Annotated in this window: 20 protein-coding genes and 6 pseudogenes; 18 read left to right on the top strand and 8 right to left on the bottom strand. The window is 73.8% G+C overall.

Features of this window, described 5'->3' with window-relative positions:
• Positions 1–31: 31 nt before the first annotated feature.
• Positions 32–1,053: pseudogene (locus BJF81_RS05520) on the bottom strand (3-oxoacyl-ACP synthase III).
• 160 nt (positions 1,054–1,213) lie between these two features.
• Here BJF81_RS05520 and BJF81_RS05515 point away from each other — a divergent pair.
• Entirely contained in the window at positions 1,214–2,101 is an 888-nt protein-coding gene (locus tag BJF81_RS05515; RefSeq protein WP_075957463.1) for a hypothetical protein, read from the top strand.
• 25 nt (positions 2,102–2,126) lie between these two features.
• Here BJF81_RS05515 and msrA read toward each other — a convergent pair whose 3' ends face one another.
• Positions 2,127–2,798 (bottom strand): peptide-methionine (S)-S-oxide reductase MsrA, encoded by a 672-nt coding sequence (gene msrA / locus BJF81_RS05510; RefSeq protein ID WP_075957462.1) that lies wholly within the window; start codon positions 2,796–2,798, stop codon positions 2,127–2,129.
• 56 nt (positions 2,799–2,854) lie between these two features.
• On the opposite strand from msrA, the gene BJF81_RS19195 reads away from it, so the two are divergent.
• From BJF81_RS19195 to greA, 4 genes and pseudogenes are all read left to right on the top strand, one after another.
• Entirely contained in the window at positions 2,855–3,187 is a 333-nt protein-coding gene (locus tag BJF81_RS19195) for a hypothetical protein (RefSeq protein ID WP_075957461.1), read from the top strand.
• Positions 3,118–4,583, top strand: a pseudogene (locus BJF81_RS21360) (glutamate mutase L). The gene BJF81_RS19195 and the pseudogene BJF81_RS21360 overlap by 70 nt, the downstream one beginning before the upstream one ends.
• Positions 4,584–4,592: 9 nt before the next feature.
• Positions 4,593–5,822, top strand: coding sequence for a threonine ammonia-lyase (ilvA, locus tag BJF81_RS05495; protein ID WP_187345496.1), 1,230 nt, complete (start codon positions 4,593–4,595; stop codon positions 5,820–5,822).
• A 140-nt stretch (positions 5,823–5,962) separates the two neighbouring features.
• The gene (greA, locus tag BJF81_RS05490; RefSeq protein ID WP_075957460.1) at positions 5,963–6,457 is read left to right on the top strand and encodes a transcription elongation factor GreA; all 495 of its coding nucleotides are present in this window, start codon (positions 5,963–5,965) and stop codon (positions 6,455–6,457) included.
• Between the two features lie 12 nt (positions 6,458–6,469).
• Here greA and BJF81_RS05485 read toward each other — a convergent pair whose 3' ends face one another.
• Positions 6,470–6,934: a DUF4307 domain-containing protein gene (locus tag BJF81_RS05485; protein ID WP_158068618.1), complete on the bottom strand. Its 465-nt coding sequence runs from the start codon at positions 6,932–6,934 to the stop codon at positions 6,470–6,472.
• 131 nt (positions 6,935–7,065) lie between these two features.
• Here BJF81_RS05485 and mca point away from each other — a divergent pair, with 131 nt between their 5' ends.
• Positions 7,066–8,127 carry a mycothiol conjugate amidase Mca gene (gene mca, locus BJF81_RS05480; protein ID WP_083664011.1) on the top strand — a complete coding sequence of 354 codons (1,062 nt, stop codon included), beginning with the start codon at positions 7,066–7,068 and terminating at the stop codon, positions 8,125–8,127.
• Entirely contained in the window at positions 8,124–8,321 is a 198-nt protein-coding gene (locus BJF81_RS05475; RefSeq protein ID WP_075957459.1) for a hypothetical protein, read from the top strand. The genes mca and BJF81_RS05475 overlap by 4 nt, the downstream gene beginning before the upstream one ends.
• A gap of 5 nt (positions 8,322–8,326) precedes the next feature.
• On the opposite strand, the gene BJF81_RS20830 is transcribed toward BJF81_RS05475, so the two are convergent.
• Both BJF81_RS20830 and BJF81_RS20825 read right to left on the bottom strand, forming a co-directional pair.
• Positions 8,327–8,578 carry a hemolysin III family protein gene (locus BJF81_RS20830; protein WP_342447086.1) on the bottom strand — a complete coding sequence of 84 codons (252 nt, stop codon included), beginning with the start codon at positions 8,576–8,578 and terminating at the stop codon, positions 8,327–8,329.
• A 107-nt stretch (positions 8,579–8,685) separates the two neighbouring features.
• Positions 8,686–8,934, bottom strand: a pseudogene (locus BJF81_RS20825) (hemolysin III family protein); the annotation flags it as partial.
• Positions 8,935–9,168: 234 nt separating this feature from the next.
• Here BJF81_RS20825 and BJF81_RS05465 point away from each other — a divergent pair.
• From BJF81_RS05465 to BJF81_RS05430, 7 genes and pseudogenes are all read left to right on the top strand, one after another.
• Positions 9,169–9,933 carry an isoprenyl transferase gene (locus BJF81_RS05465; RefSeq protein WP_075957458.1) on the top strand — a complete coding sequence of 255 codons (765 nt, stop codon included), beginning with the start codon at positions 9,169–9,171 and terminating at the stop codon, positions 9,931–9,933.
• Between the two features lie 54 nt (positions 9,934–9,987).
• The gene (locus tag BJF81_RS05460) at positions 9,988–10,815 is read left to right on the top strand and encodes a transporter substrate-binding domain-containing protein (RefSeq protein WP_075957457.1); all 828 of its coding nucleotides are present in this window, start codon (positions 9,988–9,990) and stop codon (positions 10,813–10,815) included.
• Positions 10,816–10,847: 32 nt separating this feature from the next.
• The gene (locus tag BJF81_RS05455; protein WP_237770039.1) at positions 10,848–11,642 is read left to right on the top strand and encodes an amino acid ABC transporter permease; all 795 of its coding nucleotides are present in this window, start codon (positions 10,848–10,850) and stop codon (positions 11,640–11,642) included.
• Positions 11,642–12,447: pseudogene (locus tag BJF81_RS05450) on the top strand (amino acid ABC transporter ATP-binding protein). Before BJF81_RS05455 ends, BJF81_RS05450 begins: the two are co-directional and overlap by 1 nt.
• A 259-nt stretch (positions 12,448–12,706) precedes the next feature.
• Complete coding sequence (locus BJF81_RS05440; protein ID WP_143780683.1) at positions 12,707–14,080, top strand: PhoH family protein; 1,374 nt, start codon at positions 12,707–12,709, stop codon at positions 14,078–14,080.
• A 179-nt stretch (positions 14,081–14,259) separates the two neighbouring features.
• Positions 14,260–15,180: an aggregation-promoting factor C-terminal-like domain-containing protein gene (locus tag BJF81_RS18310; protein ID WP_187345495.1), complete on the top strand. Its 921-nt coding sequence runs from the start codon at positions 14,260–14,262 to the stop codon at positions 15,178–15,180.
• Between the two features lie 75 nt (positions 15,181–15,255).
• The gene (locus BJF81_RS05430; protein ID WP_075957454.1) at positions 15,256–16,065 is read left to right on the top strand and encodes a DUF1206 domain-containing protein; all 810 of its coding nucleotides are present in this window, start codon (positions 15,256–15,258) and stop codon (positions 16,063–16,065) included.
• A 16-nt stretch (positions 16,066–16,081) separates the two neighbouring features.
• On the opposite strand, the pseudogene coaA reads toward BJF81_RS05430, so the two are convergent.
• A pseudogene (gene coaA, locus BJF81_RS05425) lies at positions 16,082–17,052 on the bottom strand (type I pantothenate kinase).
• Positions 17,053–17,105: 53 nt separating this feature from the next.
• On the opposite strand from coaA, the pseudogene glmS reads away from it, so the two are divergent.
• The 4 genes and pseudogenes from glmS (at position 17,106) to BJF81_RS05405 (ending at position 21,387) form a co-directional block, all read left to right on the top strand.
• A pseudogene (gene glmS, locus BJF81_RS05420) lies at positions 17,106–18,964 on the top strand (glutamine--fructose-6-phosphate transaminase (isomerizing)).
• Between the two features lie 10 nt (positions 18,965–18,974).
• Positions 18,975–19,331, top strand: a complete 357-nt coding sequence (locus tag BJF81_RS05415; protein ID WP_075957453.1) for a holo-ACP synthase — start codon at positions 18,975–18,977, stop codon at positions 19,329–19,331.
• A gap of 48 nt (positions 19,332–19,379) precedes the next feature.
• Complete coding sequence (locus BJF81_RS05410) at positions 19,380–20,903, top strand: NAD(P)H-hydrate epimerase (protein ID WP_075957452.1); 1,524 nt, start codon at positions 19,380–19,382, stop codon at positions 20,901–20,903.
• A 25-nt stretch (positions 20,904–20,928) separates the two neighbouring features.
• Positions 20,929–21,387, top strand: coding sequence for a VOC family protein (locus BJF81_RS05405; RefSeq protein ID WP_075957451.1), 459 nt, complete (start codon positions 20,929–20,931; stop codon positions 21,385–21,387).
• Between the two features lie 21 nt (positions 21,388–21,408).
• Here BJF81_RS05405 and BJF81_RS21355 read toward each other — a convergent pair whose 3' ends face one another.
• Together BJF81_RS21355 and leuA are read right to left on the bottom strand one after the other, a co-directional pair.
• On the bottom strand, positions 21,409–21,615 hold the full coding sequence (locus BJF81_RS21355; protein WP_446740541.1) for an alpha-isopropylmalate synthase regulatory domain-containing protein: 207 nt from the start codon (positions 21,613–21,615) through the stop codon (positions 21,409–21,411).
• On the bottom strand, positions 21,603–23,084 hold the full coding sequence (gene leuA, locus BJF81_RS05400; protein WP_446740546.1) for a 2-isopropylmalate synthase: 1,482 nt from the start codon (positions 23,082–23,084) through the stop codon (positions 21,603–21,605). The genes BJF81_RS21355 and leuA overlap by 13 nt, the downstream gene beginning before the upstream one ends.
• Between the last annotated feature and the right edge of the window lie 411 nt (positions 23,085–23,495).

Here is a 23,495-nt window from a genome sequence, read left to right as displayed (position 1 = left end):
ACCCCCGACGGCCCGACCGTCGCGCCCACGGTCACCAGGTGAGCTCGAGGCAGGTCATGTTCAGGCCCGACCCGATGCCCATCATGAGCACCCGGTCGCCCCGCTGCAGCGACTCGGCCTCCTTGGCCAGCGTGATCGCCACCGCGGCGGGGCCCACGTTGCCCAGGGTGGGGAAGGTGAGCGGGATCCTCGACGGGTCCAGCCCGAGCGCCTCCGCGGTCCGTCCGGTGTGCACCTTGCTCACCTGGTGCACCACGTAGCGGTCCATCTCGTCCCAGTCGAACTCCCCGCGGGCGGCCTCCCACAGGGCGGTGGCCAGGCCCATCCCGCCCTCCAGCAGACCCTGGGTGTCGGTGCGCATCTCGGTGAAGTCGCCGACGCAGAGGTCGTGGTGCTCGGTGGCGGCCCGGGTGGCGCCGCCCACCACCCGGTGTCCCTCCGGGTGCCGGGACGCCCGTCCCAGGACCATGGCCGCGGCACCCGACCCCAGGGTCAGGGTGGCGAACTGGGACAGGATGTCCTCGGCGGTGGTCCCGTCGCCGGCGAGCCGCTCCAGCGTCCGCTCCTGCGGCTCCCGGGAGCCCTCGCCGTCCACGATCAGCGCGTAGTCGATCTGACCGGCGTCGATCATCGTCGCCGCCATCTGGATGCCGTTGACGAAGCCGAGGCAGGCGTTGGTCAGGTCGAAGTTGAGGCAGTGGGTCGGCAGGCCGAGGTCGGCGTGCACCTTGACCGCGATCGAGGGCTCCAGGTGGCTGCGGCTCACCGAGGTGTTGATGAGCAGTCCCACCTGGTCGGGGGAGACGTCGCCTGCTCCAGGGCCAGCCGCCCGGCCTCGGTCGCGCCGTCGACGAAGTGCTGGTCCTCGGCCCACCAGCGGCGCTCCTCGATGCCGGCCAGCGCGGCGAGCATCCCCGGGCGCAGGCCGTTGCGGCGGTAGGAGTCGCCGATGACGGCGTCGAAGTCGGCCGAGGTCTTGACCACCGGCGCGTCGACGGCCGTGACGGACAGGACGGCGGTGTCGTGGTGCCGGAAGTGGGCGTTGCCGTTCAACGTTGGGGAACCTTGCTGCGAGAAGGGCAGGGGGCAAGCCATTGGAGCACAGCACCGGCCTGGGGACCGAACCAGCGGTCCTCCAGGGTGCCTGTGCCACGATGGTCGGGTCATCCGGCCGGCGCCCCGGGCGCCGACCCTCGAGGGAGGTAGGACCATCATGCGCACCACCACCACGGGGACCCGAAGGGTCGCCCTGCTCGCCGCCGGGGCCCTGTCCTTCTCCCTCGTCGCGTGCGGCGGCGGGGACGACGCGGACGGGGGAGGCGGCCCGACGGCGGGCACCGTCGACGGGGCCGCCGACACCGGCTCCACCCAGGACGTGGCCGCCTCCACGGCCGGCGCCGACGGCTCCGACGGGTCCGCGGGCGACGACGGCGGGGTCACGACGGCCGCCGAGGGCGAGCAGGTCCCGGTCGAGGACTTCCTGGCGATGCTGCGCTCCCCCGGGGAGGAGGTCATGTCCAGCTACGAGCTCGCCATGGTCGTCACCACGGGGGGCCAGACGATGGAGATGGTCGGCGAGGTCGACCTGGGTGACGGTCAGCCCGCCGTGGACGCCGACCTGACGATGCCGGGCCTGGGGGCGACCCGGATGATCGTCGTCGACGGGTCCGCCTACGTCTCGATGCCCGGGGTCACGGACGAGGGCATGTTCCTCCAGGTCCCGCAGGAGGAGCTGGCGGACAGCGGGGCCGGCCTGGAGGACATCGACGTCTCCTCCACCTGGGAGGACTGGGGCGAGGGGTCCGGCCAGGTCGTCCTCGCCGGCACCGAGGACGTCGACGGCGAGGAGCTGCGGCGCTACGAGGCGGCGCTCGACGCCAGCGGGCAGACCGGCAGCGACGCCGCGGAGGCCTCGGCCGCCCTCGGCGACGAGATCACCTACGACCTGTGGGTCGACGAGGACGACCTCGTGCGTCGGATCGCCTACACGGCGGCCGGGGCCGTCACCGAGATGACCATCGACCGCTGGGGCGAGCCGATGGACATCGAGGCGCCCCGGCCCGAGGACGTGCAGACCGTGCCCTCCGGGTCCGGGGGCTGACGGGAGGGCCGGCCCGCCCCGGGCCTCAGCGGGGCGGCAGGACGTCCTGCTGGGCGGGGACCTCGTCCTGCCGCAGCAGGCCCACCGGGCAGGTGTAGCCGTTGGGCCCGTGGTTGCAGTAGCCCCCGGGGTTCTTGTGCAGGTACTGCTGGTGGTAGGCCTCGGCGGGGTAGAACGGCCCGGCCTCCTCGGCGGGGCGCAGCTCGGTGACGACCGGGCCGTGGCCGGCCCGGGCCAGGACCTCGCCGAAGGCCTCGGCGGTGGCCCTCGCGGCGGCCTCCTGCTGCGGCGTGGTCCAGTAGACCGCCGACCGGTACTGCGTCCCGACGTCGTTGCCCTGGCGGTTCCTCGTCGTGGGGTCGTGGTTCTCCCAGAACGCCTTGAGCAGCTGCTCCGGGTCGGTGACCGACGGGTCGTAGGCCACGAGGACGGCCTCGGCGTGCCCGGTGCGGCCGGAGCACACCTCCTCGTAGGTGGGGTTGGGCGTCGTCCCGCCCTGGTAGCCGGCGGCGGTCGCCACCACCCCGGGCAGCTGCCAGAAGATGCGCTCGGCGCCCCAGAAGCACCCCATGGCCACGGTGATGACCTCGGTGCCCTCGGGCCAGGGTCCCTGCAGCGGGGTCCCGAGGACCTCGTGCGTCGCGGGGATGCCGGGCAGGGGCTGCGGACGGCCGGGAAGCGTGTCGAAGAACGGCATACCCCTCAGTGTCCCACGGGTGGCGTCGGTGGTCCCGGTGTGGCACCTTGCCTCCCATGCCGCTCGTGCCCGCACCCCTGCCCCTCCTGGCGACCGAGGCGTGGTCCACCGGCGACTGGCTGCTGCGCGTCGCCGTCCCGCTCCTCCTCCTGGTCGTCGGCGTGCTGCTGCTCGTGCGGGGGCGCGCGGCCCTGGCCCGGACCCGGGAGGTCAGGGCGGGCTTCGGCGGGCCGCCCGGGTCCACCGACGTGGGCGGGCCGGAGGGGTTCGGGACCCAGGAGCGGCGGACGGCCGAGCTGTCGGCCCGTCGGACGGTGCTGTGGGGCGGCCTCCTCGGCGGGGTCGGGGCCGTCTGGCTGCTCGTCACCCTGCTGACCGCGCTCCTGTGAGGGGCGGCACCACCCTCCTCGTCGACGTCGGGTCGACGTTCACCAAGGCCGCGCTGGTCGACGACGACGGCGTTCTGGTGGGGCGCACGTCCGCGCCGACGACGGCCGGTCCCGGGCGGGACGTGCTGGACGGGGTGGCCGCGGCGCACCACGCACTGACGGAGGTCGCCCGGGCACCCGTCCCCGACCCGCTCTCCCGGCAGGCGGCCGAGGAGGGCCGCGTCCTGGTCTGCTCCAGCGCCGGCGGGGGGCTGCGGCTGGCCGTGGTCGGCTACGAGCGGTCGGTGACGGCAGAGGCGGGTCACCGGGTCGGGCTCTCGGCCGGTGCCCGGGTGGTGCACGTCGCGGCGGGGGCGCTCACCTCCGCCGGGACGGCCGCGCTGCGGGCCGACCGGCCGGACGTCGTGCTGCTCGTCGGCGGGACCGACGGGGGCAACGCCGAGGTCCTGGTCCACAACGCCCGGCGGCTGGCCCGCTCCCGCCTGCCGGCGCCGGTCGTGGTCGCCGGCAACGTCGAGGCCCGGGACGAGGTGGTGGCGGAGCTGGCCGCCACCGGACGGCGGGTCACCGCCACCGAGAACGTGCTGCCCCGGATCGGCGTGGTCCACCCCGGCCGGCCCGGCGCGCGATCCGCGAGGTCTTCCTCCGGCACGTCATCGGCGGCAAGGGCCTCTCCCGCGGCCCCCGCTTCGCCCGGCTCGTCCGCGCCGCCACCCCGGACGCGGTGCTGGCCGGCGTGGAGGTGCTGGCCGACGTCCGCGACGAGGACGTCCTCGTCGTGGACGTGGGGGGAGCCACCACCGACGTCTACTCGGTCGTCACGCCCCAGGGGGAGGACGCCTCCCTCCGCAAGCAGGTCGTGGCCCCGCTCTGGCACGCGCGCACCGTGGAGGGCGACCTCGGCATGCGGTGGGGCGCACCGGGGGTGCTGGCGGCCGCCGCCACCGAGGGCCTGCCCGGCGCCGACGACCCCGCCCTCGCCGCCTGGGCGGAGCGGGGGCACGCCGACCCCGGGGTCCTGCCGGCCGACGACCACGGCCGCACCCTCGACCTGCGGCTGGCCACCCTGGCCGCGCTCGTGGCGGCCCGTCGCCACGGCCGGCCCGGCGCGCCCGGCGAGGCTCCCCGGCCGCTGAAGGAGGTGGGTCTGCTGCTCGGCTCCGGCGGGGTCCTGCGGCACGCCGCGCCGGACGAGGCCGGGGCGGTGCTGCGGACGGTCCTGTCCGACCACGGCGGCGGATGGACCCCGCCGGCGGCGGCGCAGGCCCGGGTGGACACCGCGTACCTGCTCTTCGCGGCTGGTCTGCTCGCCGGCCCCCGGCCGGACCTCGCCCGGGCCGTCGCCGGGCAGCTGGCTCCGGACCGGGACGGGACGGGACGGGGCCTGGGTCGCTAGGCTGACGGGGTGCCGGACCACATCGACGTGACCCTGGAGGACATCCTCGCGGCCCGCGAGGTCCTCGCCGACGTGCTGACCCCGACCCCGGTGGAGTTCAGCCAGGCGCTGACCGACCGGACCGGCGTCCCCGTCCACCTCAAGTGCGAGAACCTGCAGCGCGCGGGCTCGTTCAAGATGCGGGGCGCCTACACCCGGATGGCGCGGCTGACGGCCGCGGAGAAGGACCGGGGCGTGGTGGCCGCCAGCGCGGGCAACCACGCCCAGGGGGTCGCCCTGGCCGCCCGGCTGCTCGGGATCGAGGCGACGGTCTACATGCCGCACGGGGCCTCGATGCCCAAGCTGGCCGCCACCAAGGGCTACGGGGCCACCGTCCACCAGGTGGGCACCACGATCGACGACTGCATCGAGGCGGCACGCGCGCACGAGCAGGAGCACGGCGCCGTGTTCATCCCGCCCTTCGACCACCCCGACATCGTCGCCGGCCAGGGCACGTGCGGGCTGGAGATCCTCGAGCAGGTCCCCGACGTGCGCACGGTGCTGGTGTGCACCGGCGGCGGCGGCCTGCTGGCGGGCATCGCGCGGGCGGTCAAGGCGCGGCGGCCCGACGTCCGCGTGGTCGGCGTCCAGGCCGAGGAGGCCGCCGCCTGGCCGGGGTCGCTGTCGGCCGGTCACCCCGTGCCGGTCGAGCGGATGACCACGATGGCCGACGGGATCGCCGTCGGACGGCCCGGCGACGTCCCCTTCCAGCTGGTCTCGGAGCTGGTCGACGGCATGGAGACCGTCAGCGAGAGCGCCCTGGCCCGGGCGGTGCTGCTCCTCGCCGAGCGGGCCAAGCTCGTCGTGGAGCCGGCCGGCGCCGCCGCGACGGCCCACCTGATGGAGCTGGGGCAGGAGGCGGCCGCGCGCTACGAGGGGCCGGTGGTGGCCCTGCTCTCCGGCGGCAACATCGACCCGGTCCTCCTGCTGCGCATCCTGCGGCAGGGACTGACGGTCGCCGGCCGATACCTGCAGCTGCGGGTCCGCGTGCCCGACCGGCCGGGGGCCCTGGCCGGTGTGCTCACGATGCTCGCCGAGATGACCTGCAACGTGCTCGAGGTCCAGCACCACCGCCGCGACCCCCACCTGAAGATCGACGAGGTGGCCATCTCCCTGACCCTCGAGACCCGGGGGCACGAGCACTCCGCCCAGGTGCGGCAGGCGCTGCTCGACCGCGGCTACAGCGTCGACCCGGGCTGAGGCGGAAGCCGTCGCCTCGACCAGGCCGCCGCGGGCGACTACAGTAGGAGGTTGACCACGGTCCGGGCAGAAGGTGCCCGGACCTTGTGTTTGGGTCGCTCCCAGGGGGCGCGGCCCACCAGACGAGGAGTGGAACAGACGTGACCGAGACCGCCAAGGACGCCAGCTACCTGACGCAGGACGCCTACGACCGCCTGCGCGCCGAGCTGACCCAGCTCACGGACGAGGGTCGGACCGAGATCGCCCGCCGGATCGAGGCGGCCCGCGAGGAGGGCGACCTCAAGGAGAACGGCGGCTACCACGCCGCCAAGGAGGAGCAGGGCAAGATGGAGGCCCGCATCCGCCAGCTCGAGCACCTGCTCCAGAACGCCGTGGTGGGCACGGCTCCGGCCGACGACGGCATCGTCGAGCCCGGGATGGTCGTCACGGTCGAGATGTTCGGCGACACCGAGACCTTCCTGCTCGGCTCCCGCGAGATCATCGACGAGGACGAGAAGCTCGACGTCTACAGCGAGAAGTCCCCGATGGGTGCGGCCCTCATGGGTGCCAAGCCCGGCGACACCGTGACCTACGACGCGCCCAACGGCAAGCAGATCGAGGTCAAGGTCGTCGAGGCCAAGCCCTACCAGGCCTGAGGGCCGGCGGCCTCAGCCGCGGCCGGGAGGGGCCTCGTCGGCGTACCAGCAGCGCTCGACGTAGCCGGTGATGGCCGGCGAGGCCGTCCGCACCGCCTCGACGTGCCGGCTGGGCGACTCCGGCGACGGACCGACCGTCACCTCGGTCCGGCCCACCACCGCGTGGCTGGCGTCCTGCGCCTCGAGCTGGCAGACCACTGCCCGGCCGGGGTCGCGGCGCAGGTCGAAGCGCACGTCGACCTGCGCGTCGGAGACCACCTGGTGACCGGTCGTGACCCAGTGCACGCGGCCGACGGTCGCGGAGAGGCCGAACCAGACGGCGAGCGCCACCATGACGGCCACCGCCAGGCCGCCGACCAGCCACCACCGTCGACGCTGCGCCGGGGTCGACCGGGGCGGCAGCCCGTCCAGCTCCTCCTCGGAGGGCTCGAGGCGGAGGCGGCGGGGACGGCCGGGGCCGGGGGAGCTGCTCGTCACGTGGGGTCGGTCCTGCCGTGCGCGGGTGAGAAGATGGAGGCTGACGGCCCGGCCGACGCCGGGCGCCTCCCCATTGTCCGTCATGACGTCGGCCGGGCCCCGCCCGGCCCGACCATCCCCGAAGGAGCCCGATGACCACGCCGCAGGGACTGCGCCTGATGGCCGTGCACGCCCATCCCGACGACGAGTCGTCCAAGGGGGCGGCGACGTCGGCCCGCTACGCGTCCGAGGGGGTGGACGTGCGCGTGGTGTCGTGCACCGGGGGCGAGCGCGGCGACATCCTCAACGACAAGCTCAAGGACGACGCCGACATCCTGCGGGACATCTCCGGGGTGCGCCGGCGCGAGATGGCCAGGGCGGCCGAGGTCCTGGGCGTGAGCCACACCTGGCTCGGCTTCGCCGACTCGGGCCTGCCGGAGGGCGACCCGCTGCCGCCCCTGCCGGAGGGGTGCTTCGCGCTGGAGCCCCTGGCGGTGACCACCGAGGCGCTCGTGCGCGTCATCCGGGAGTTCCGCCCGCACGTGCTGACCACCTACGACGAGAACGGCGGCTACCCCCACCCCGACCACATCCAGACCCACGTGGTGACGATGGCGGCGTTCCAGGCCGCCGGGGACCCCACGGCATACCCGCACGCGGGCGAGCCGTGGCAGCCGCTGAAGGTCTACTACAACGGCTGGTCCCCGGAGCGGATGGAACGGCTCGACGAGGCGATGGTGGAGGCCGGCCACGAGCCGCCCTACGCCGACTGGCGGGCCAACCTCCGGCGGCGGCCGCGGCGGGTGCTGACCACCCGGATCCGGTGCGCCGAGCACTTCCCGCAGCGGGACGACGCCCTGCGTGCCCACGCCACCCAGGTGGACCCGGACGGGCACTGGTTCGCCGTCCCCCTGGAGGTCCAGCAGCGGGTTTGGCCGACCGAGGAGTTCGAGCTGGCCCGCTCGCTCGTGCCGGTGGACCTGCCCGAGGACGACCTGTTCGCCGGCATCCGCGAGCTGGCGGACCCGGACGAGGTATGCCGTCGCGCCCCCGAGCGGGACGCGGACGGCGAGCTCGTGCTCGCCTACGAGGGGCAGCCCCCGCTGCCCGTCGACGAGGACGCTCCGGACGTGGCCGCGCGCTCGACCGAGCCGCAGGACGCGGACGGCGACGGTCAGGACGACATGCGCAGCGAGGAGGGGCACGCCGGATGAACACGACGTCGGTGGAGATCACCGCGGGGATGGGCGGCTTCCTCGTCCTCTTCGGGCTGATGATCGCGATCTGGCTGCTGGGCCGGGACCTGACCCGTCGGCTGCGTCGCATGCGGCTGCGCGAGGAGGAGCGGGTCGCCGCACTGCGGCAGGAGCGCTCCGAGGACGCCCAGGAGCGCGACCCCCTGGCCTGAGGTCCTCAGGCGGCCGCGGCGCGCACGCCCAGGACGGCCAGCAACGCCGCCGTCCAGTGCGACGAGAAGGCCGCCACCGTGAACGCGTGGAAGACCTCGTGGAAGCCGAACCACCGCGGGGAGGGGTCGGGCCGCCGGGCCGCGTAGACCACCGCCCCCGCGGTGTAGAGCAGCCCGCCGGCGGCGATGAGGCCGACGATGAGCGGGCCGCCGGTGCGCCAGAACGGGACCAGGTAGAACACCGCCACCCAGCCCATCGCCACGTAGACCATCGTGTAGAGCCACCGGGGGGCGTCGGTCCAGAGACCCGGAAGATCACGCCGGCCACCGCGCCGCTCCACACGACGAGCAGCAGGGTGCGGGCCTGTCCGTGCGGGAGCAGCATGACCGCGAAGGGGGTGTGCGTGCCGGCGATGATGAGGAAGATGTTGGCGTGGTCCAGCCGCTTGAGCACGGCGGCCGTGCGGGCGGACCACCGGCCGCGGTGGTAGGTGGCCGAGGTCGCGAACAGCGCCACCGCCGTGATGCCGAAGGCGGCCGTGGCCGCCCGCTCGGCCGGGGTCCGCGCCAGGACGACGAGGACGACGGCGGCCACCACGCTGACGGGGACCATGCCCAGGTGCAGCCACCCGCGCAGGTGGGGCTTGAGCTGCCCGACGAGGGTCTCGACCCGGTGCTCGGCGGCGTCCACCGCCTCGTGCGCGTGCCGGGCGACGTCGTGCGCCGCGCGCCGGGCGGGGCTCGCATCGCGTGTCATGGCTCCAGGCTAACCTACGGTGGCGTAGGTTACGAAGACGTAGGTTCTCCCTTCCCGTGACGTCCCAGGGGCGCCGAGTAGGTTTGCCCCATGCAGACGCCGCGGGACCTGGTCTACAAGGCCTACACCTCCTCCCTGCGGCGTCAGCTGCCGGCCCAGCGGCTGCCGCGGCACATCGGCGTCATGCTCGACGGCAACCGACGCTGGGCCCGGGAGCGGGGGGCCGGGTCGGCCGAGGGGCACCGGGCCGGCGCGGAGAACATCGCGCCCTTCCTCGGCTGGTGCGAGGAGGCCGGGGTGGAGGTGGTCACCCTGTGGTTGCTGTCCACCGACAACCTCAACCGGCCGGAGGAGGAGCTGGCGCCCCTCCTGGAGATCATCGAGGGGGTCGTCGACGAGCTGGCCGCCGCGGGCCGCTGGCGGATCCACCTCGTCGGTGCGCTGGACCTGCTGCCGGACCGCACCGTGCGGGCCCTCACCGAGGCCGCGGGGCGCACGTCCGCGGTCGAGGGTCTGCTCGTCAACGTCGCGATCGGCTACGGAGGACGACGGGAGATCGCCGACGCCGTCCGCTCCCTGCTGCGCTCCGCCGCCGACCGGGGGATGACGCTCGCCGAGCTGGCCGACCGGGTCACCGTGGAGGACATCGCCGAGCACCTCTACACCAAGGGGCAGCCCGACCCCGACCTGGTCATCCGCACCTCGGGGGAGCAGCGCCTGGGTGGCTTCCTGCTCTGGCAGAGCGCGCACAGCGAGTTCTACTTCTGCGAGGCCTACTGGCCGGACTTCCGCAAGGTGGACTTCCTGCGGGCCCTGCGGGTCTACGCCGAGCGTGAGCGGCGCTTCGGCACCTGAGGTCGCTGCGTGGCGTGGTGGTCCGGGGTGCCGGGGGTGCCCTACAGTGCGAGCATGAACCTCCGATCCCTGAGCGCGGCCGCAGCGGCCGCCGGCCTCGCCCTGACCCTGACCGCGTGCGGATCCGACGACGGCGGCGGGACCGGGGACGACGGGGCCGAGGGCACCACTGCCGCCGGCGGCGGCGAGGAGCTCGACCTGGTCACCGACGGCACGCTCACGGTGTGCTCGGACGTGCCCTACCCGCCTTTCGAGGACTTCGACGAGAGCACCGAGTCCGGCTACACCGGGTTCGACATGGATCTCGTCCAGGCGATCGCCGACGGCCTGGAGCTGGAGCTGGAGGTCAAGGACTCCTCCTTCGACGCGCTGCAGTCGGGCCTGGCGCTCAACGCCGGCCAGTGCGACCTCGTCGCCAGCGCGATGACGATCACCGAGGACCGCAAGGAGAACCTCGACTTCACTGAGGGCTACTACGACTCCAAGCAGTCGCTGCTGGTCGCGGAGGACTCCGACATCGCCTCGATCGAGGACCTGACCGGCCGCTCCGTGGGCGTCCAGCAGGGCACGACCGGCAAGGCCTACACCGAGGAGAACGCCCCCGAGGCGGACATCACCACCTTCCCCGGCGACGCCGAGATGTGGCAGGCCATGCAGGCCGGCCAGGTGGACGCCCTGCTGCAGGACCTGCCGGTGAACCTCGAGCACACCCGTGAGGGCGACTTCACCATCGTCGAGGAGTACTCCACCGACGAGCAGTACGGCTTCGCCGTGAAGAAGGGCAACACGGCCCTGGTCGAGGCGGTCGACGAGCAGCTGCAGACGCTGCGCGACGAGGGCACCTACGACGAGATCTACGACACCTACTTCAGCGAGGGCTGAGCGACCCCGACCACGAGAAGGGGGTCCCTCCCGTGAAGAGGACCACCAGGCGCCGCCTGACCCACCTGGCGATGTATGCCGTGCTCCTGGCGGCCGCGGTCGTCGTGGCCCTCGTCCTGGACTGGGGACGGCTGCAGGCCAACTTCTTCAGCCTGGACGGCCTCGGCGACAACCTCACCGCGCTCATCCTCACCGGGGTGCGCAACACCCTGGGCTACACCGTCGTGGCGTTCGGAGGCGGCCTGGTGCTGGCCTTCGGGCTGGCGCTGATGAAGCTCTCGCCGGTGCTGCCCTACCGTTGGCTGGCCACGGTGTGGGTGGAGTTCTTCCGGGGCGTGCCCTCCCTCATCGTCATCCTCGGGATGGCCTTCGGCGTCCCGATCGCCACCGGCTGGACCCCTCCCGGGGGTCCGGTCGGCGCCGGCCTGCTCGGCCTGGTCTTCGTGGCCAGCGCCTACATCGCCGAGACCCTGCGGGCGGGCATCCAGGCCGTGCCGAAGGGTCAGGCGGAGGCCGCCCGGTCCCTGGGCATGTCCTCGGGATGGACCATGACCTCGATCGTCATGCCGCAGGCGCTGCGGATCGTGGTCCCGCCGCTGACCAACGAGTTCGTCCTGCTCATCAAGGACACGGCGCTGCTGTTCGTCATCGGGCTGGCCGCCAGCCAGCGCGAGCTGACGACCCTGGGCCGGGACCTGATGACGAGCGGGCCCACGGCGGGCACCGCCACCAGCCTCACCCTCGCCGCCCTCCTCTACCTGGCCATCACCCTCCCGCTCACCCGGCTGGTGGCGTGGATGGAGACCCGACAGAACAGGTCCCGCTGATGGCCGACATCCACGAGCTCTCCCACGTCCCCGGCGACGACGGCCCCGGCGACTCCGTGCGCCGTCCCGACCCCGACGCGCCCGCGATCGCGGTGCGCGACCTGCACAAGTCGTTCGGGGACGTCGAGGTGCTCAAGGGCATCGACTTCCACGTCGACCACGGCCAGGTCGTGTGCGTCATCGGTCCCTCCGGGTCGGGCAAGTCCACGCTGCTGCGCTGCGTGAACCGCCTGGAGGAGCCCTCCTCGGGGCAGATCCTCGTCGAGGGGATCGACATCACCGACCCCGAGACGAACCTCGACGCGGTCCGTGCCCGGATCGGCATGGTCTTCCAGCAGTTCAACCTCTTCCCCCACATGACGGTCCTGCGGAACCTGACCATCGCCCAGCAGCGCTCGCTCAAGCGCGACCGGGCGGAGGCCGACCGGATCGCCCGCGCCAACCTGGCCAAGGTCGGGCTGGCCGACCGCGAGGACGCCTACCCGGCCCACCTCTCCGGCGGTCAGCAGCAGCGGGTGGCCATCGCCCGGGCCCTGTCCATGGAGCCGGACATGATGCTCTTCGACGAGCCGACCTCCGCGCTCGACCCCGAGCTCGTCGGCGACGTCTCGAGGTCATGAAGACGCTGGCGGCGGAGGGGATGACGATGATGGTCGTCACCCACGAGATGGGCTTCGCCCGGGAGGTGGGCGACAAGCTCGTCTTCATGGACGGCGGCGTCATCGTCGAGGAGGGCGACCCCGCCGAGGTGCTGGCCGCGCCGCAGCACGAACGCACCCGGTCCTTCCTGTCCAAGGTGCTCTGAGCCGCCGGCGCCGGTCGGCCACCTGCCGTTCATCCGCTCCTCGTCGACACGCCGCCCTGCGTTCGACGTGGCCCCCGTCACACCGCATACCGTCGGAGGCGGAGGAGGGGCACCCGTCCCACCTCACGGGAGGCCCATCCATGGAGCTCAGGCTCGCGGCGGAGGGCCGGCACCGGCCCACCGTCGGCGGAGGGCCCGGTCCCGGTCCGACCACCGACGGGACGCGTGGCAGCCGGTGCGCGTCCGCAGGGAGCCCGCCATGACCATTCCGACCCGCACCTCCGTCCCGACGCGCACGACCGTCCCCGTGCCGGCGCCCGCGGACGACCTGCCCGGCACCGGGCGCAAGACCTACGTCCTGGACACCTCGGTCCTGCTGTCCGACCCCGGGGCGCTGCTGCGCTTCGCCGAGCATGCCGTGGTGCTGCCGGTCGTGGTGATCACCGAGCTGGAGGCCAAGCGTCAGCACCCCGAGCTGGGCTACTTCGCCCGGCAGGCGCTGCGCACCCTGGACGACCTGCGGGTCACCCACGGGACCCTCAGCGAGCCGGTCCCGGTCGGGCAGGCCGGGGGGTCCTTGCACGTAGAGCTGAACCACAGCGACACCGCCGCGCTGCCGCACGGGTTCCGGCTGGGGGACAACGACAGCCGGATCCTGGCGGTGGCGGCCAACCTCGCCGCCGAGGGGCACGACGTGACGGTGGTCTCCAAGGACCTGCCCATGCGGGTGAAGGCCTCGGCGGTCGGGCTGGACGCCCAGGAGTACCGCGCCGAGCTCGCGGTCGACAGCGGGTGGGCGGGCATGGCCGAGCTCGAGGTCGACGACGCGCAGATGCAGGAGCTCTACGAGCACGCCCGGCTGGAGACCCCGGAGGCGGCCGAGCTGCCCGTGCACACCGGGCTGACCGTGCTGGGCCCCTCGGGCAGCGCCCTCGGCCGGGTCGGCGCCGACCACGCCGTCCGGCTCGTGCGCGGCGACCGGGACGCCTTCGGGCTGCACGGCCGCAGCGCCGAGCAGCGGATCGCCCTGGACCTGCTGCTGGACCCCGACGTGGGGATCGTCAGCCTCGGCGGCCGGGCCGGCACCGGCAAGTCGGCCCTCGCCCTGTGCGCCGGGCTCGAGGCGGTCATGGAGCGCCGCCAGCACCGCCGGGTCGTGGTCTTTCGCCCGCTGTACGCCGTGGGCGGCCAGGAGCTGGGCTACCTGCCCGGCAGCGAGAACGACAAGATGGGCCCCTGGGCCCAGGCGGTGTTCGACACCCTGGGGGCCGTGGTCTCCGCCGAGGTCGTCGAGGAGGTGCTGGCCCGGGACATGCTCGAGGTGCTGCCGCTGACCCACATCCGGGGACGGTCGCTGCACGACGCGTTCGTCATCGTCGACGAGGCCCAGAGCCTGGAGCGCAACGTGCTGCTCACCGTGCTGTCCCGGATCGGCCAGGGCTCCCGGGTGGTGCTCACCCACGACGTGGCGCAGCGGGACAACCTGCGGGTCGGTCGGCACGACGGCGTGGCCGCGGTCATCGAGGCGCTCAAGGGCCACCCGCTGTTCGCCCACGTCACGCTCTCGCGCAGCGAGCGCTCGCCCATCGCGGCCCTGGTCACCGAGATGCTGGAGGGGCACCACCTGGGCTGACCACGGTGTGACCTTCGTCACGGCAGGGGCCGTCAGTTTGACGAGGCGGCGCCTCGGCGGGCACCGTAGAACGGTCAGATCACGATTTGGTAACGCCGCCAGTCCCATCCGGTCCCGTGTCGAACGCGCCCCTGCGTCCCTTCCGGCGGCGGCGTACCGGTCTGCGAAAGGTCCCCCCTGTGAAGAGCTGCTCCCTGCCCTCCCGGCGTGCCCACGGCACCCACCGTCCCCGCCGCCTGAGCGGCCCGGCCGCGGCCGTCACCGCCGGCATCGCCGCGGGCTCGCTCGCCCTGGCCGCCTACGCCACCACCGCCACGGTTCCGGCGACCTCGTCCACCCCGACCGCCGTGGGTGAGTCCGAGCCGGCCGTCGGCGGGACCGTGAGCGGCCTGTCGGCCGACGCGAGCCAGGACCTGGGGGCGCTCGCCGCCGCCGAGCGCCTGGAGAAGGGTTCGGCCGCGCTCGGGCTGTCGGCCAGCCTGACCGGCGAGGGCGTCGAGGCCGCCCGCACGGCGGACGAGCGCATCGCCGAGCGTCGGGCGGAGGAGGCCGCCGCCGAGCGCAAGGCGGCCGAGGAGAAGGCTGCTGCCGAGGAGGCCGCCGCCAGCCGCGCTGCCGAGGAGCAGGCCCAGGCCGAGGCCGCCGCCGAGCAGCAGGCCCAGGCCGAGGCCCGGGCCGAGTCGCAGGCCGCCTCGCGGTCCGCCGCCCGGCAGCCGGCCCCGGAGCCCACCCAGGAGCCCGCTCCGCAGCCGACGCAGCAGCCGGCCCCCCAGCAGCCGGCCCCCCAGCCGGTGAGCAGCGGGGACGCCCGGTCCATCGCCCGGTCGATGCTGGCCAGCTACGGCTGGGGCGACGGCCAGTGGGGCTGCCTGGACTCCCTGTGGATGAAGGAGTCGGGGTGGAACCACACCGCGATGAACCCCTCGTCCGGCGCCTACGGCATCCCCCAGTCCCTCCCCGGCAACAAGATGGCCTCCGCCGGGGGCGACTGGCAGACGAACCCGGCCACCCAGATCGCCTGGGGCCTGGGCTACATCTCCGAGCGCTACGGCTCGCCGTGCAACGCCTGGGCCCACTCCCAGGCCGTCAACTGGTACTGAGCCGCTCCAGCTCCGCACCGACCCCACCACGGACCCCCGCTCGCCCGCGAGCGGGGTCCGTGCCATCGTGACCGGGTGAACGAGACCCCGGTCCGGGCCACCGCAGGTCGCACGGCGCGCAGGCTCGCGGACCACCCCTGGTTGCGGCGGCTCGCCCGGGCCGGCTTCGCCGCCAGCGGCCTGATCCACCTGATGATCGGCTGGATCGCCGGGCGCGTCGCGCTCGGTGGCGGGGGAGAGGCGGACCAGGACGGTGCGCTGGCGACGCTGCGGGCAGCTCCCGCCGGGTCGATGCTCCTCTGGGCCTGCGTCGTGGGCTTCCTGGCCCTCGCGCTCTGGCAGGTGCTGGACGCCCTGCTGGGCGGGGGCGAGGTCACCGACCGTGCCCGCGCCGCCGGCCGCGCCGTGCTCTACGGGGCGCTGGGGGTCACCACCCTGCCGTTCGCCGCCGGCAGGGGCAGCAGCGGCGGGGGTGAGGACAGCGCCGGCCTCACGGCCGCGTTGCTCCAGGCGCCGCTCGGACGGGTCCTCGTCGGGCTGGTCGGGCTCGCGGTGGTCGGAGCCGGGGTCTACCACGTCTACAAGGGGCTGAGCCGCCGGTTCCTCGAGGACCTGCGCGGCGCCCGGTCCGAGGGCCTGGGCAGGGGGGTGGAGCTCACCGGCACGGTCGGGTATGCCGCCAAGGGGGTGGCGCTCACCGTCATGGGCGGGCTCTTCGGCCTCGCGGCGGTCGAGGCCGACCCCGAGGAGTCCTCCGGGCTCGACGGGGCCCTGAAGATGCTGGCGGCCCAGCCGCTGGGCACCGCCCTCCTGCTATCCGTGGCCGTCGGCCTGGCGCTCTACGGGGTCTACAGCATCGCCCGGGCCCGCTACGCGGACCTGTAGGCCTCCGGCGACGACGTCAGAGCCGGCGCAGCCGCACCCGGTCGACCGTGTGCTCGGGGCCCTTGAGCAGCACGAGCGTGGCCCGGCTGCGGGTCGGCAGGATGTTCTCCATGAGGTTCGGCGCGTTGATCGAGTCCCAGATGTCGACCGCGACGTCCACGGCGGCCTCGTCGCTGAGCGAGGCGTACCGGTGGAAGTGGGACTCGGGATCGGCGAAGGCCGTCCGGCGCAACGACAGGAACCGCTCGACGTACCAGCGCTTGATGTCCCCCACGTGGGCGTCGACGTAGACCGAGAAGTCGAAGAAGTCGCTGACGGCCAGCCCGGGACCGCGGCCGTTGGGGTGCGCGCGCGGCGGCTGCAGGACGTTGAGCCCCTCGACGACGAGGACGTCGGGCCGGCGCACGACGATCTGCTCGTCCGGCACGATGTCGTAGACAGGTGGCTGTACACCGGTGCCTGCACCTCCGCGCGCCCGGCCTTGACCTCGCTGACGAAGCGCAGCAGCGCCCGCCGGTCGTAGGACTCGGGAAACCCCTTGCGGCCCATGAGGCCGCGCCGCTCCAGCACCGCGTTGGGGTGCAGGAAGCCGTCGGTGGTGACCAGCTCGACCGAGGGGCGGGTGTCCCACCGGCGGATCAGCTCGGCCAGGATGCGTGCCGTCGTCGACTTGCCGACGGCGACCGAGCCGGCCACGCCGATGAGGAACGGGGTGCGGGCCGCCCGCTCGTCGAGGAAGTCGGTGGTCACCTGGTGCAGCCGGGCGGTGGCGCGCTCGTAGAACGACAGCAGCCGGCTGATGGGCAGGTAGACCTGCTCGACCTCGGCCATGTCCAGCCGGTCGCCCAGCCCCCGGAGCCGCTCGATGTCGGCCGCGTCGAGGTGCATCGGGTGCTGGTCCCGCAGCCGTGCCCAGTCGTCGCGGTCGAGCTCGACGTAGGGGGAGGGGATGGGCGGGCCGGAGGGCGATGAGGCCATGGGCGGCATTCTCGCACCCGGCCTCGGCGTGGCCCGGCAGGCCAGGACGTACGCTTGGGCGCATGTGTGGAATCGTGGGATACGTGGGCCCCCGTGCGGACGGCACGGCGCTGGACGTGGTGATGGAGGGCCTGGGCCGCCTGGAGTACCGCGGCTACGACTCGGCCGGGGTGGCCGTCGTCGACGACGGTGCGGTCCAGACCCGCAAGCGGGCCGGCAAGCTGGCCAACCTGCGGTCCGCCCTGGTGGACGCGCCCGTCCCGGACACCGCCACCGCCCTCGGCCACACCCGGTGGGCGACCCACGGCGGGCCGACCGACCAGAACGCCCACCCCCACCGGGGCGGCCGCGACGGCAAGCTGGCCCTCGTCCACAACGGCATCATCGAGAACTTCCACGCGCTGAAGACCTCCCTGGCGCAGCAGGGGGTGGAGTTCACCTCCGAGACGGACACCGAGGTCGTGGCCCACCTGCTGGACGAGGCCTTCGCCCGCACCGGGGACCTCACCGCGGCGATGCGCGACGTCGTCGCCCGGCTGGAGGGAGCCTTCACGCTCCTGGCGGTGCACGCCGACCAGCCGCACACCGTCGTGGGTGCCCGTCGCAACTCCCCCCTGGTCGTCGGGCTGGGCGAGGGCGAGAACTACCTCGGCTCCGACGTGGCCGCCTTCATCGGCCACACCCGGCACGCCCTCGAGCTGGGCCAGGACCAGATCGTGACGATCACGCCGGACACCTACGAGGTGACCAACTTCGACGGCACCCCCTCCGACGGCAAGGCCTACGAGGTCACCTGGGACGCGGCGGCCGCCGAGAAGAGCGGCTACGACACCTTCATGGAGAAGGAGATCAACGACCAGCCGCACGCGGTCGCCGACACCCTCCTGGGCCGCACGGACGCCGACGGCAACCTGCGCCTCGACGAGCTGCACATCGAGGAGGACGAGCTGCGGGCGGTCACCAAGATCGTCATCGTCGCGTGCGGCACCGCGGCCTACGCCGGGATGGTGGCCAAGTACGCCATCGAGCGCTGGACCCGGATCCCGGTGGAGGTCGAGCTCGCCCACGAGTTCCGGTACCGCGACCCGGTGATCGACGGCCACACCCTCGTGGTGTCCATCTCCCAGTCCGGCGAGACCATGGACACCCTCATGGCCGTGCGCCACGCCAAGGAGCTCGGCGCCAAGACGGTCTCCATCTGCAACACGCACGGGTCGACCATCCCGCGGGAGTCCGACGCCGTGCTCTACACGCACGCCGGTCCGGAGATCGCCGTGGCCTCGACGAAGGCCTTCCTGGCGCAGATCACCGCCAGCTACATCCTCGGCCTCTACCTGGCCTCGCTGCGCGGGGAGAGCTACGGCCGCGACGCCGCCGAGATCATGGCCGAGCTGCAGGGGGTGCCGGCCAAGATCGAGGAGCTGCTCACCACGATGGACCGGGTCAAGGAGATCGCCTACTTCATGGCCGACTCCCGCTCGGTGCTCTTCCTGGGCCGGCACGTGGCTACCCCGTCGCCATGGAGGGGGCGCTCAAGCTCAAGGAGCTGGCCTACATCCACGCCGAGGGGTTCGCCGCCGGCGAGCTCAAGCACGGCCCCATCGCCCTCATCGAGCCGGGGCAGCCGGTCTTCGTCATCGTGCCCTCCCCGGACAGCGAGCACGGCCTCCACGGCAAGGTGGTCTCCAACATCCAGGAGATCCGGGCCCGGGGCGCGCGCACGCTCGTCATCGCCGAGGAGGGCGACGAGGACGTGGTCCCGTTCGCGGACGAGGTGATCAGGGTGCCGCGCACCTCCCCGCTGCTGGCGCCGCTGCTGACGGTCGTGCCGCTGCAGGTGTTCGCGCTGCACCTGTCGACCGCCAAGGGCCTGGACGTCGACCAGCCCCGCAACCTGGCCAAGTCCGTCACCGTCGAGTGACCCGGGCGCGATGATCGTCGGGGTGGGCATCGACGTGGTGGACATCGACCGGTTCGCCCGCCGGTTGCAGGAGACCCCCCGGCTGGGTCCGCGCCTGTTCACCGACGAGGAGCTGGGCCTGCGCCCCGAGTCCCTGGCGGCCCGGTTCGCGGCCAAGGAGGCGCTCGCCAAGGCGCTCGGCGCGCCCGTCGGCCTCAGCTGGACCGACGCCTGGGTGGTGCGCGACAGCACCGGCCGACCCCACCTGCGCACCCAGGGCACGGTCCGGGCCCGGGCCGACGAGCTGGGTGTGGCGCACCTGCACGTGTCCCTCTCGCACGACGCCGGGGTGGCCTCGGCGGTCGTGGTCGCGGAGGGCACGGACTAGACGGGGACGTCCTGCCCGGACCGACCGCACCGGCACGAGGAGGCACGCATGATCGAGGGGTATGACGTCGCGACCGTCCGCGTCGTCGAGGACCGGGTGCGGGCCGGCCTGCCGCCGGGGGCCCTCATGCAGCGGGCCGCCCGCGCCCTGGCCCAGGTCGTGCGGGACCGGGCGCAGGAGCTGGGGGCCAGGTCGGTGGTCGTGCTCGCCGGGCCGGGGGACAACGGGGGCGACGCGCTGTGGGCCGCCTCCCTCCTGGACGGCCTCCAGGTCACCGTGGTCGGCGTCGCCGCCCGGCTGCACGCCGACGGGGCGACGGCGGCCCGCGAGGCCGGGGTGGAGGTGGTCGAGGTCGCACCGGACGCCGGGCAGCTGCCCGCCCGTGCCCGCGAGGCGCTGGCGGCCGCCGACCTCGTCGTCGACGGGCTGCTCGGGATCGGGGGCCGCCCCGGCCTGCGGGGGGCGATGGCCGCCGCCGTCGCGGCGGTGCCGGGCACCGCATACATCGTCGGCGTCGACCTGCCCAGCGGGGCCGACCCGGCCGGGGAGGACCCGCAGGGCCCCCGGGTCCGGGCCGACGAGACGGTGACCTTCGGCGTGGCCAAGCCGGTCCACCTGCTGCCGGCCACGGCGCCGGCGGTCGGCCGCCTCCGCGTCGTCGACATCGGCCTGACGCCGGAGCTGGCCGGCGAGCGCCCGGTCGTGGAGCGGCTCGAGCCCGCCGACGTCGCCGGCCGCTGGCCGGTGCCCGACGCCACCGACCACAAGTACTCCCGGGGCGTCCTGGGCGTGGTCGCCGGCAGCGACGACTACCCGGGGGCCGCCGTCCTGTGCTGCACCGCGGCCGTGGAGGCCGGTGCCGGCATGGTGCGCTACCTGGGGCCGCCCCGCGCCGCCGACCTGGTCCTGGCCTCCTGCCCCGAGGTCGTGCCCGGCCCCGGTCGGGTCCAGGCCATGGTGGTCGGGCCGGGCGTCGACGCGCGGGGGGGCGACCGGCCCGACGGCGAGGACGACCAGGTCGACCGGGTGACCGGGTCGTTCGCGCAGGACCTTCCGCTCCTCGTCGACGCCGGTGGGCTGGAGCTGCTCGGCCGGTGGCTGGCCGCCGGCCACCGACGGACGGCGCCGACCCTCCTCACGCCGCACGCCGGCGAGCTGGCCCGGCTGCTGGGCACGGTGGCGGACGGTGAGGAGGTCACCCGGGAGCAGGTCGAGCAGGCGCCCCTGGCCCACGCCCGCCGCGCCGCGGTGCTGACCGGGTGCACGGTCCTGCTCAAGGGCGCCACGACGCTCGTCGTCGACCCGGACCCCGCCGTCCCGGTCCGCAGCCAGGCGGACGCCCCGCCGTGGCTGGCCACCGCCGGGGCCGGTGACGTGCTCGCCGGGCTCGCCGGCGTCCTCCTGGCCGCCGGGCTGGCCCCGCTGGAGGCCGGCTCGCTCGCGGCCCTCGTCCACGGCACCGCCGCCTCCCGGGCCACCCCGGGAGGCCCGGTGCGCGCGCTCGGCGTCGCCCACGCCATACCCCTGGCGGTGGCGGACCTGCTCGCCGGGACGGCTCCCCGAGGGCGGTGAGGTGGGCGGTTGCTAGGTTGACGGCATGGATCAGCGTCTCTCCCTGGTGACCCTCGGCGTGTCCGACATGGACCGCGCCCGCGACTTCTACACCGCGCTCGGCTGGCAGCCGGGCCCGTCGCCGGAGCACATCGTCTTCTTCCAGACCGGTGGCATGGTCGTGGCGCTGTGGGACCGGCAGGCGCTGGCCGTCGACTCCGGCATCGACATCGAGGACGACACCGAGGACACCCCCGGCAGCGGGGACGGGTGGGGCGGCAAGGTGCTCGGGCTCAACGTGGCCAGCGCGGCGGACGTCGACGAGCAGTTCGCCTCGGCCGTGAGTGCGGGCGCCGAGGTGCTGCGCGCGCCGTGCAGCCGGTTCTGGGGCGGCTACTCCGGGGTGTTCACCGACCCGGACGGGCACGTGTGGGAGATCGCCTACAACCCCTACTGGTCCTTCTCCGAGGACGGGGCCACGCTGCTGGGCGACGGCCGGGGCTGACCGCCCCGGCCGCCCGGCCCGTCAGCGACCCGGCCGGTTGACCGCGCTGCACACCGCGTGCAGCGCCGCCCGGACCGTGTTGGGGTGGATGCCCACGCCCCAGCGCACCTCGCCGGCGATGGCGCACTCGACGTAGGCGGCGGCATACGCGTCCTCGCCCGCCGACAGCGCGTGCTCGGAGTAGTCCAGGACCCGCACGTCGATCCCCAGCCCGGTCAGCCCCTCCACGAGGCGTCGATCGGGCCGTTGCCCTCGGCGTCGATCTCATGGTCCTCGCCGTCGACGGTGACCCGGGCGTGCAGCCGCACCCGGCCCTCCTCGTCGTGGGTGTTGGTGAAGTCGTGCAGCACCAGGGGGCCGTCCTGCTCGAGGTACTCGTGCTGGAAGGCGGCCCAGATCTGGCCCGGGCTCATCTCCCCGCCCTCGGTGTCGGTGTGCCGCTGCACGGCGCCGCTGAACTCGATCTGCAGCCGTCGCGGCAGGTCCAGCTTGTGCTCGGACTTCATCACGTAGGCCACGCCGCCCTTGCCGGACTGGCTGTTGACCCGGATGACGGCCTCGTAGCTGCGCCCGATGTCCTTGGGGTCGACCGGCAGGTAGGGCACCTCCCAGCGGTGCTGCTCCACCGGCACCCCGATCTCGGCGGCCTCGGCCTCCAACGCCTCCAGGCCCTTCTTGATCGCGTCCTGGTGGCTGCCGGAGAAGGCGGTGAAGACCAGGTCGCCGCCGTAGGGGTGGCGCTCGGGCACCGGCAGCTGGTTGCAGTGCTCGACGGTGCGCCGGACCTCGTCGATGTCGGAGAAGTCGATCTGCGGGTCCACCCCCTGGGTGAACATGTTCATGCCCAGCGTCACCAGGCAGACGTTGCCGGTGCGCTCGCCGTTGCCGAACAGGCAGCCCTCGATCCGGTCGGCCCCGGCGAGGTAGCCCAGCTCGGCCGCGGCGACCCCGGTGCCCCGGTCGTTGTGCGGGTGCAGCGACAGGATGACGTTCTCGCGGTGGTTCAGGTGGCGGCTCATCCACTCGATGGAGTCGGCGTAGACGTTGGGGGTGGCCATCTCCACCGTGGCCGGCAGGTTGATGATGACCGGCTTCTCCGGGGTGGGGACGAACTCCTCCATGACCGCGTTGCACACGCGCACCGCATACTCCAGCTCGGTGCCGGTGTAGGACTCGGGGGAGTACTGGTAGTAGACCTCGGTGCCGGGCGGCAGCTGCTCCTCGTACTTCTTGCAGATGCGCGCGCCCTGGACGGCGATGTCGACGATCTCGTCCTCGCTCGCCCGGAAGACGACCCGGCGCTGCAGCGTGGACGTGGAGTTGTAGAGGTGGACGATGGCCTGCTTCGCGCCGGCGATCGCCTCGTAGGTGCGCTCGATGAGGTGCTCGCGGGCCTGGGTCAGCACCTGGATGACCACGTCGTCGGGGATCAGGTCCTCCTCGATGAGCATCCGCACGAAGTCGAAGTCGGTCTGGCTGGCGGCGGGGAAGCCGACCTCGATCTCCTTGTAGCCCATCCGGACCAGCAGCTCGAACATCCGGCGCTTGCGGTCGGGGGTCATCGGGTCGATGAGGGCCTGGTTGCCGTCGCGCAGGTCGACCGCGCACCAGCGGGGGGCCCGCGTGATCGTGCGCCCCGGCCAGGTGCGGTCCGGCAGGTCCACCGGGGGGTATGCGGTGTAGCGCTCCACGGGCATGCCGCTGGGCTGCTGGGGGTTGCGCTCGACGACGTGGGTGGCCCGGCCGGTGCCGTCGGTGGTGGGTACGGCCGCGTCGACGTCCTGGGGGGAGGTCTGGGTCTGGATGCTCATCCGGTCTGGTTCCTTCTCGCTGGGGTCTTCGGGTGCTGTCGGTCCGTGGACAGCGCGACTCCGCAGCGAGGGCCGGACCTAGGAGGTCTCGCTGCGGCGCGGAAGGAGGAGCAGAGCAGTCATTGGGTGGCACTCTAGCCCACCGACGTGACGCCGGGTCAAGGTGGCGCTCGTCACAGGGGGGCGGGGGTGGGCAGGAAGGTGGGTGGAGTCGGCGTGCATGCCACCCTGGGGCCCCATCGCCCCTGACGGTTGTGCGAGGTTGGTTTATCGGGACCACCATCGCCTTGCAGGCCG

The organism is Ornithinimicrobium sp. CNJ-824, from assembly GCF_001942405.1.
GTDB classification, from domain to species: Bacteria; Actinomycetota; Actinomycetes; order Actinomycetales; family Dermatophilaceae; genus Ornithinicoccus; species Ornithinicoccus kibberensis.
The sequence above is the reverse complement of the archived record's forward strand: the minus strand, read 5'-3'. Positions and strand labels throughout refer to the sequence as shown.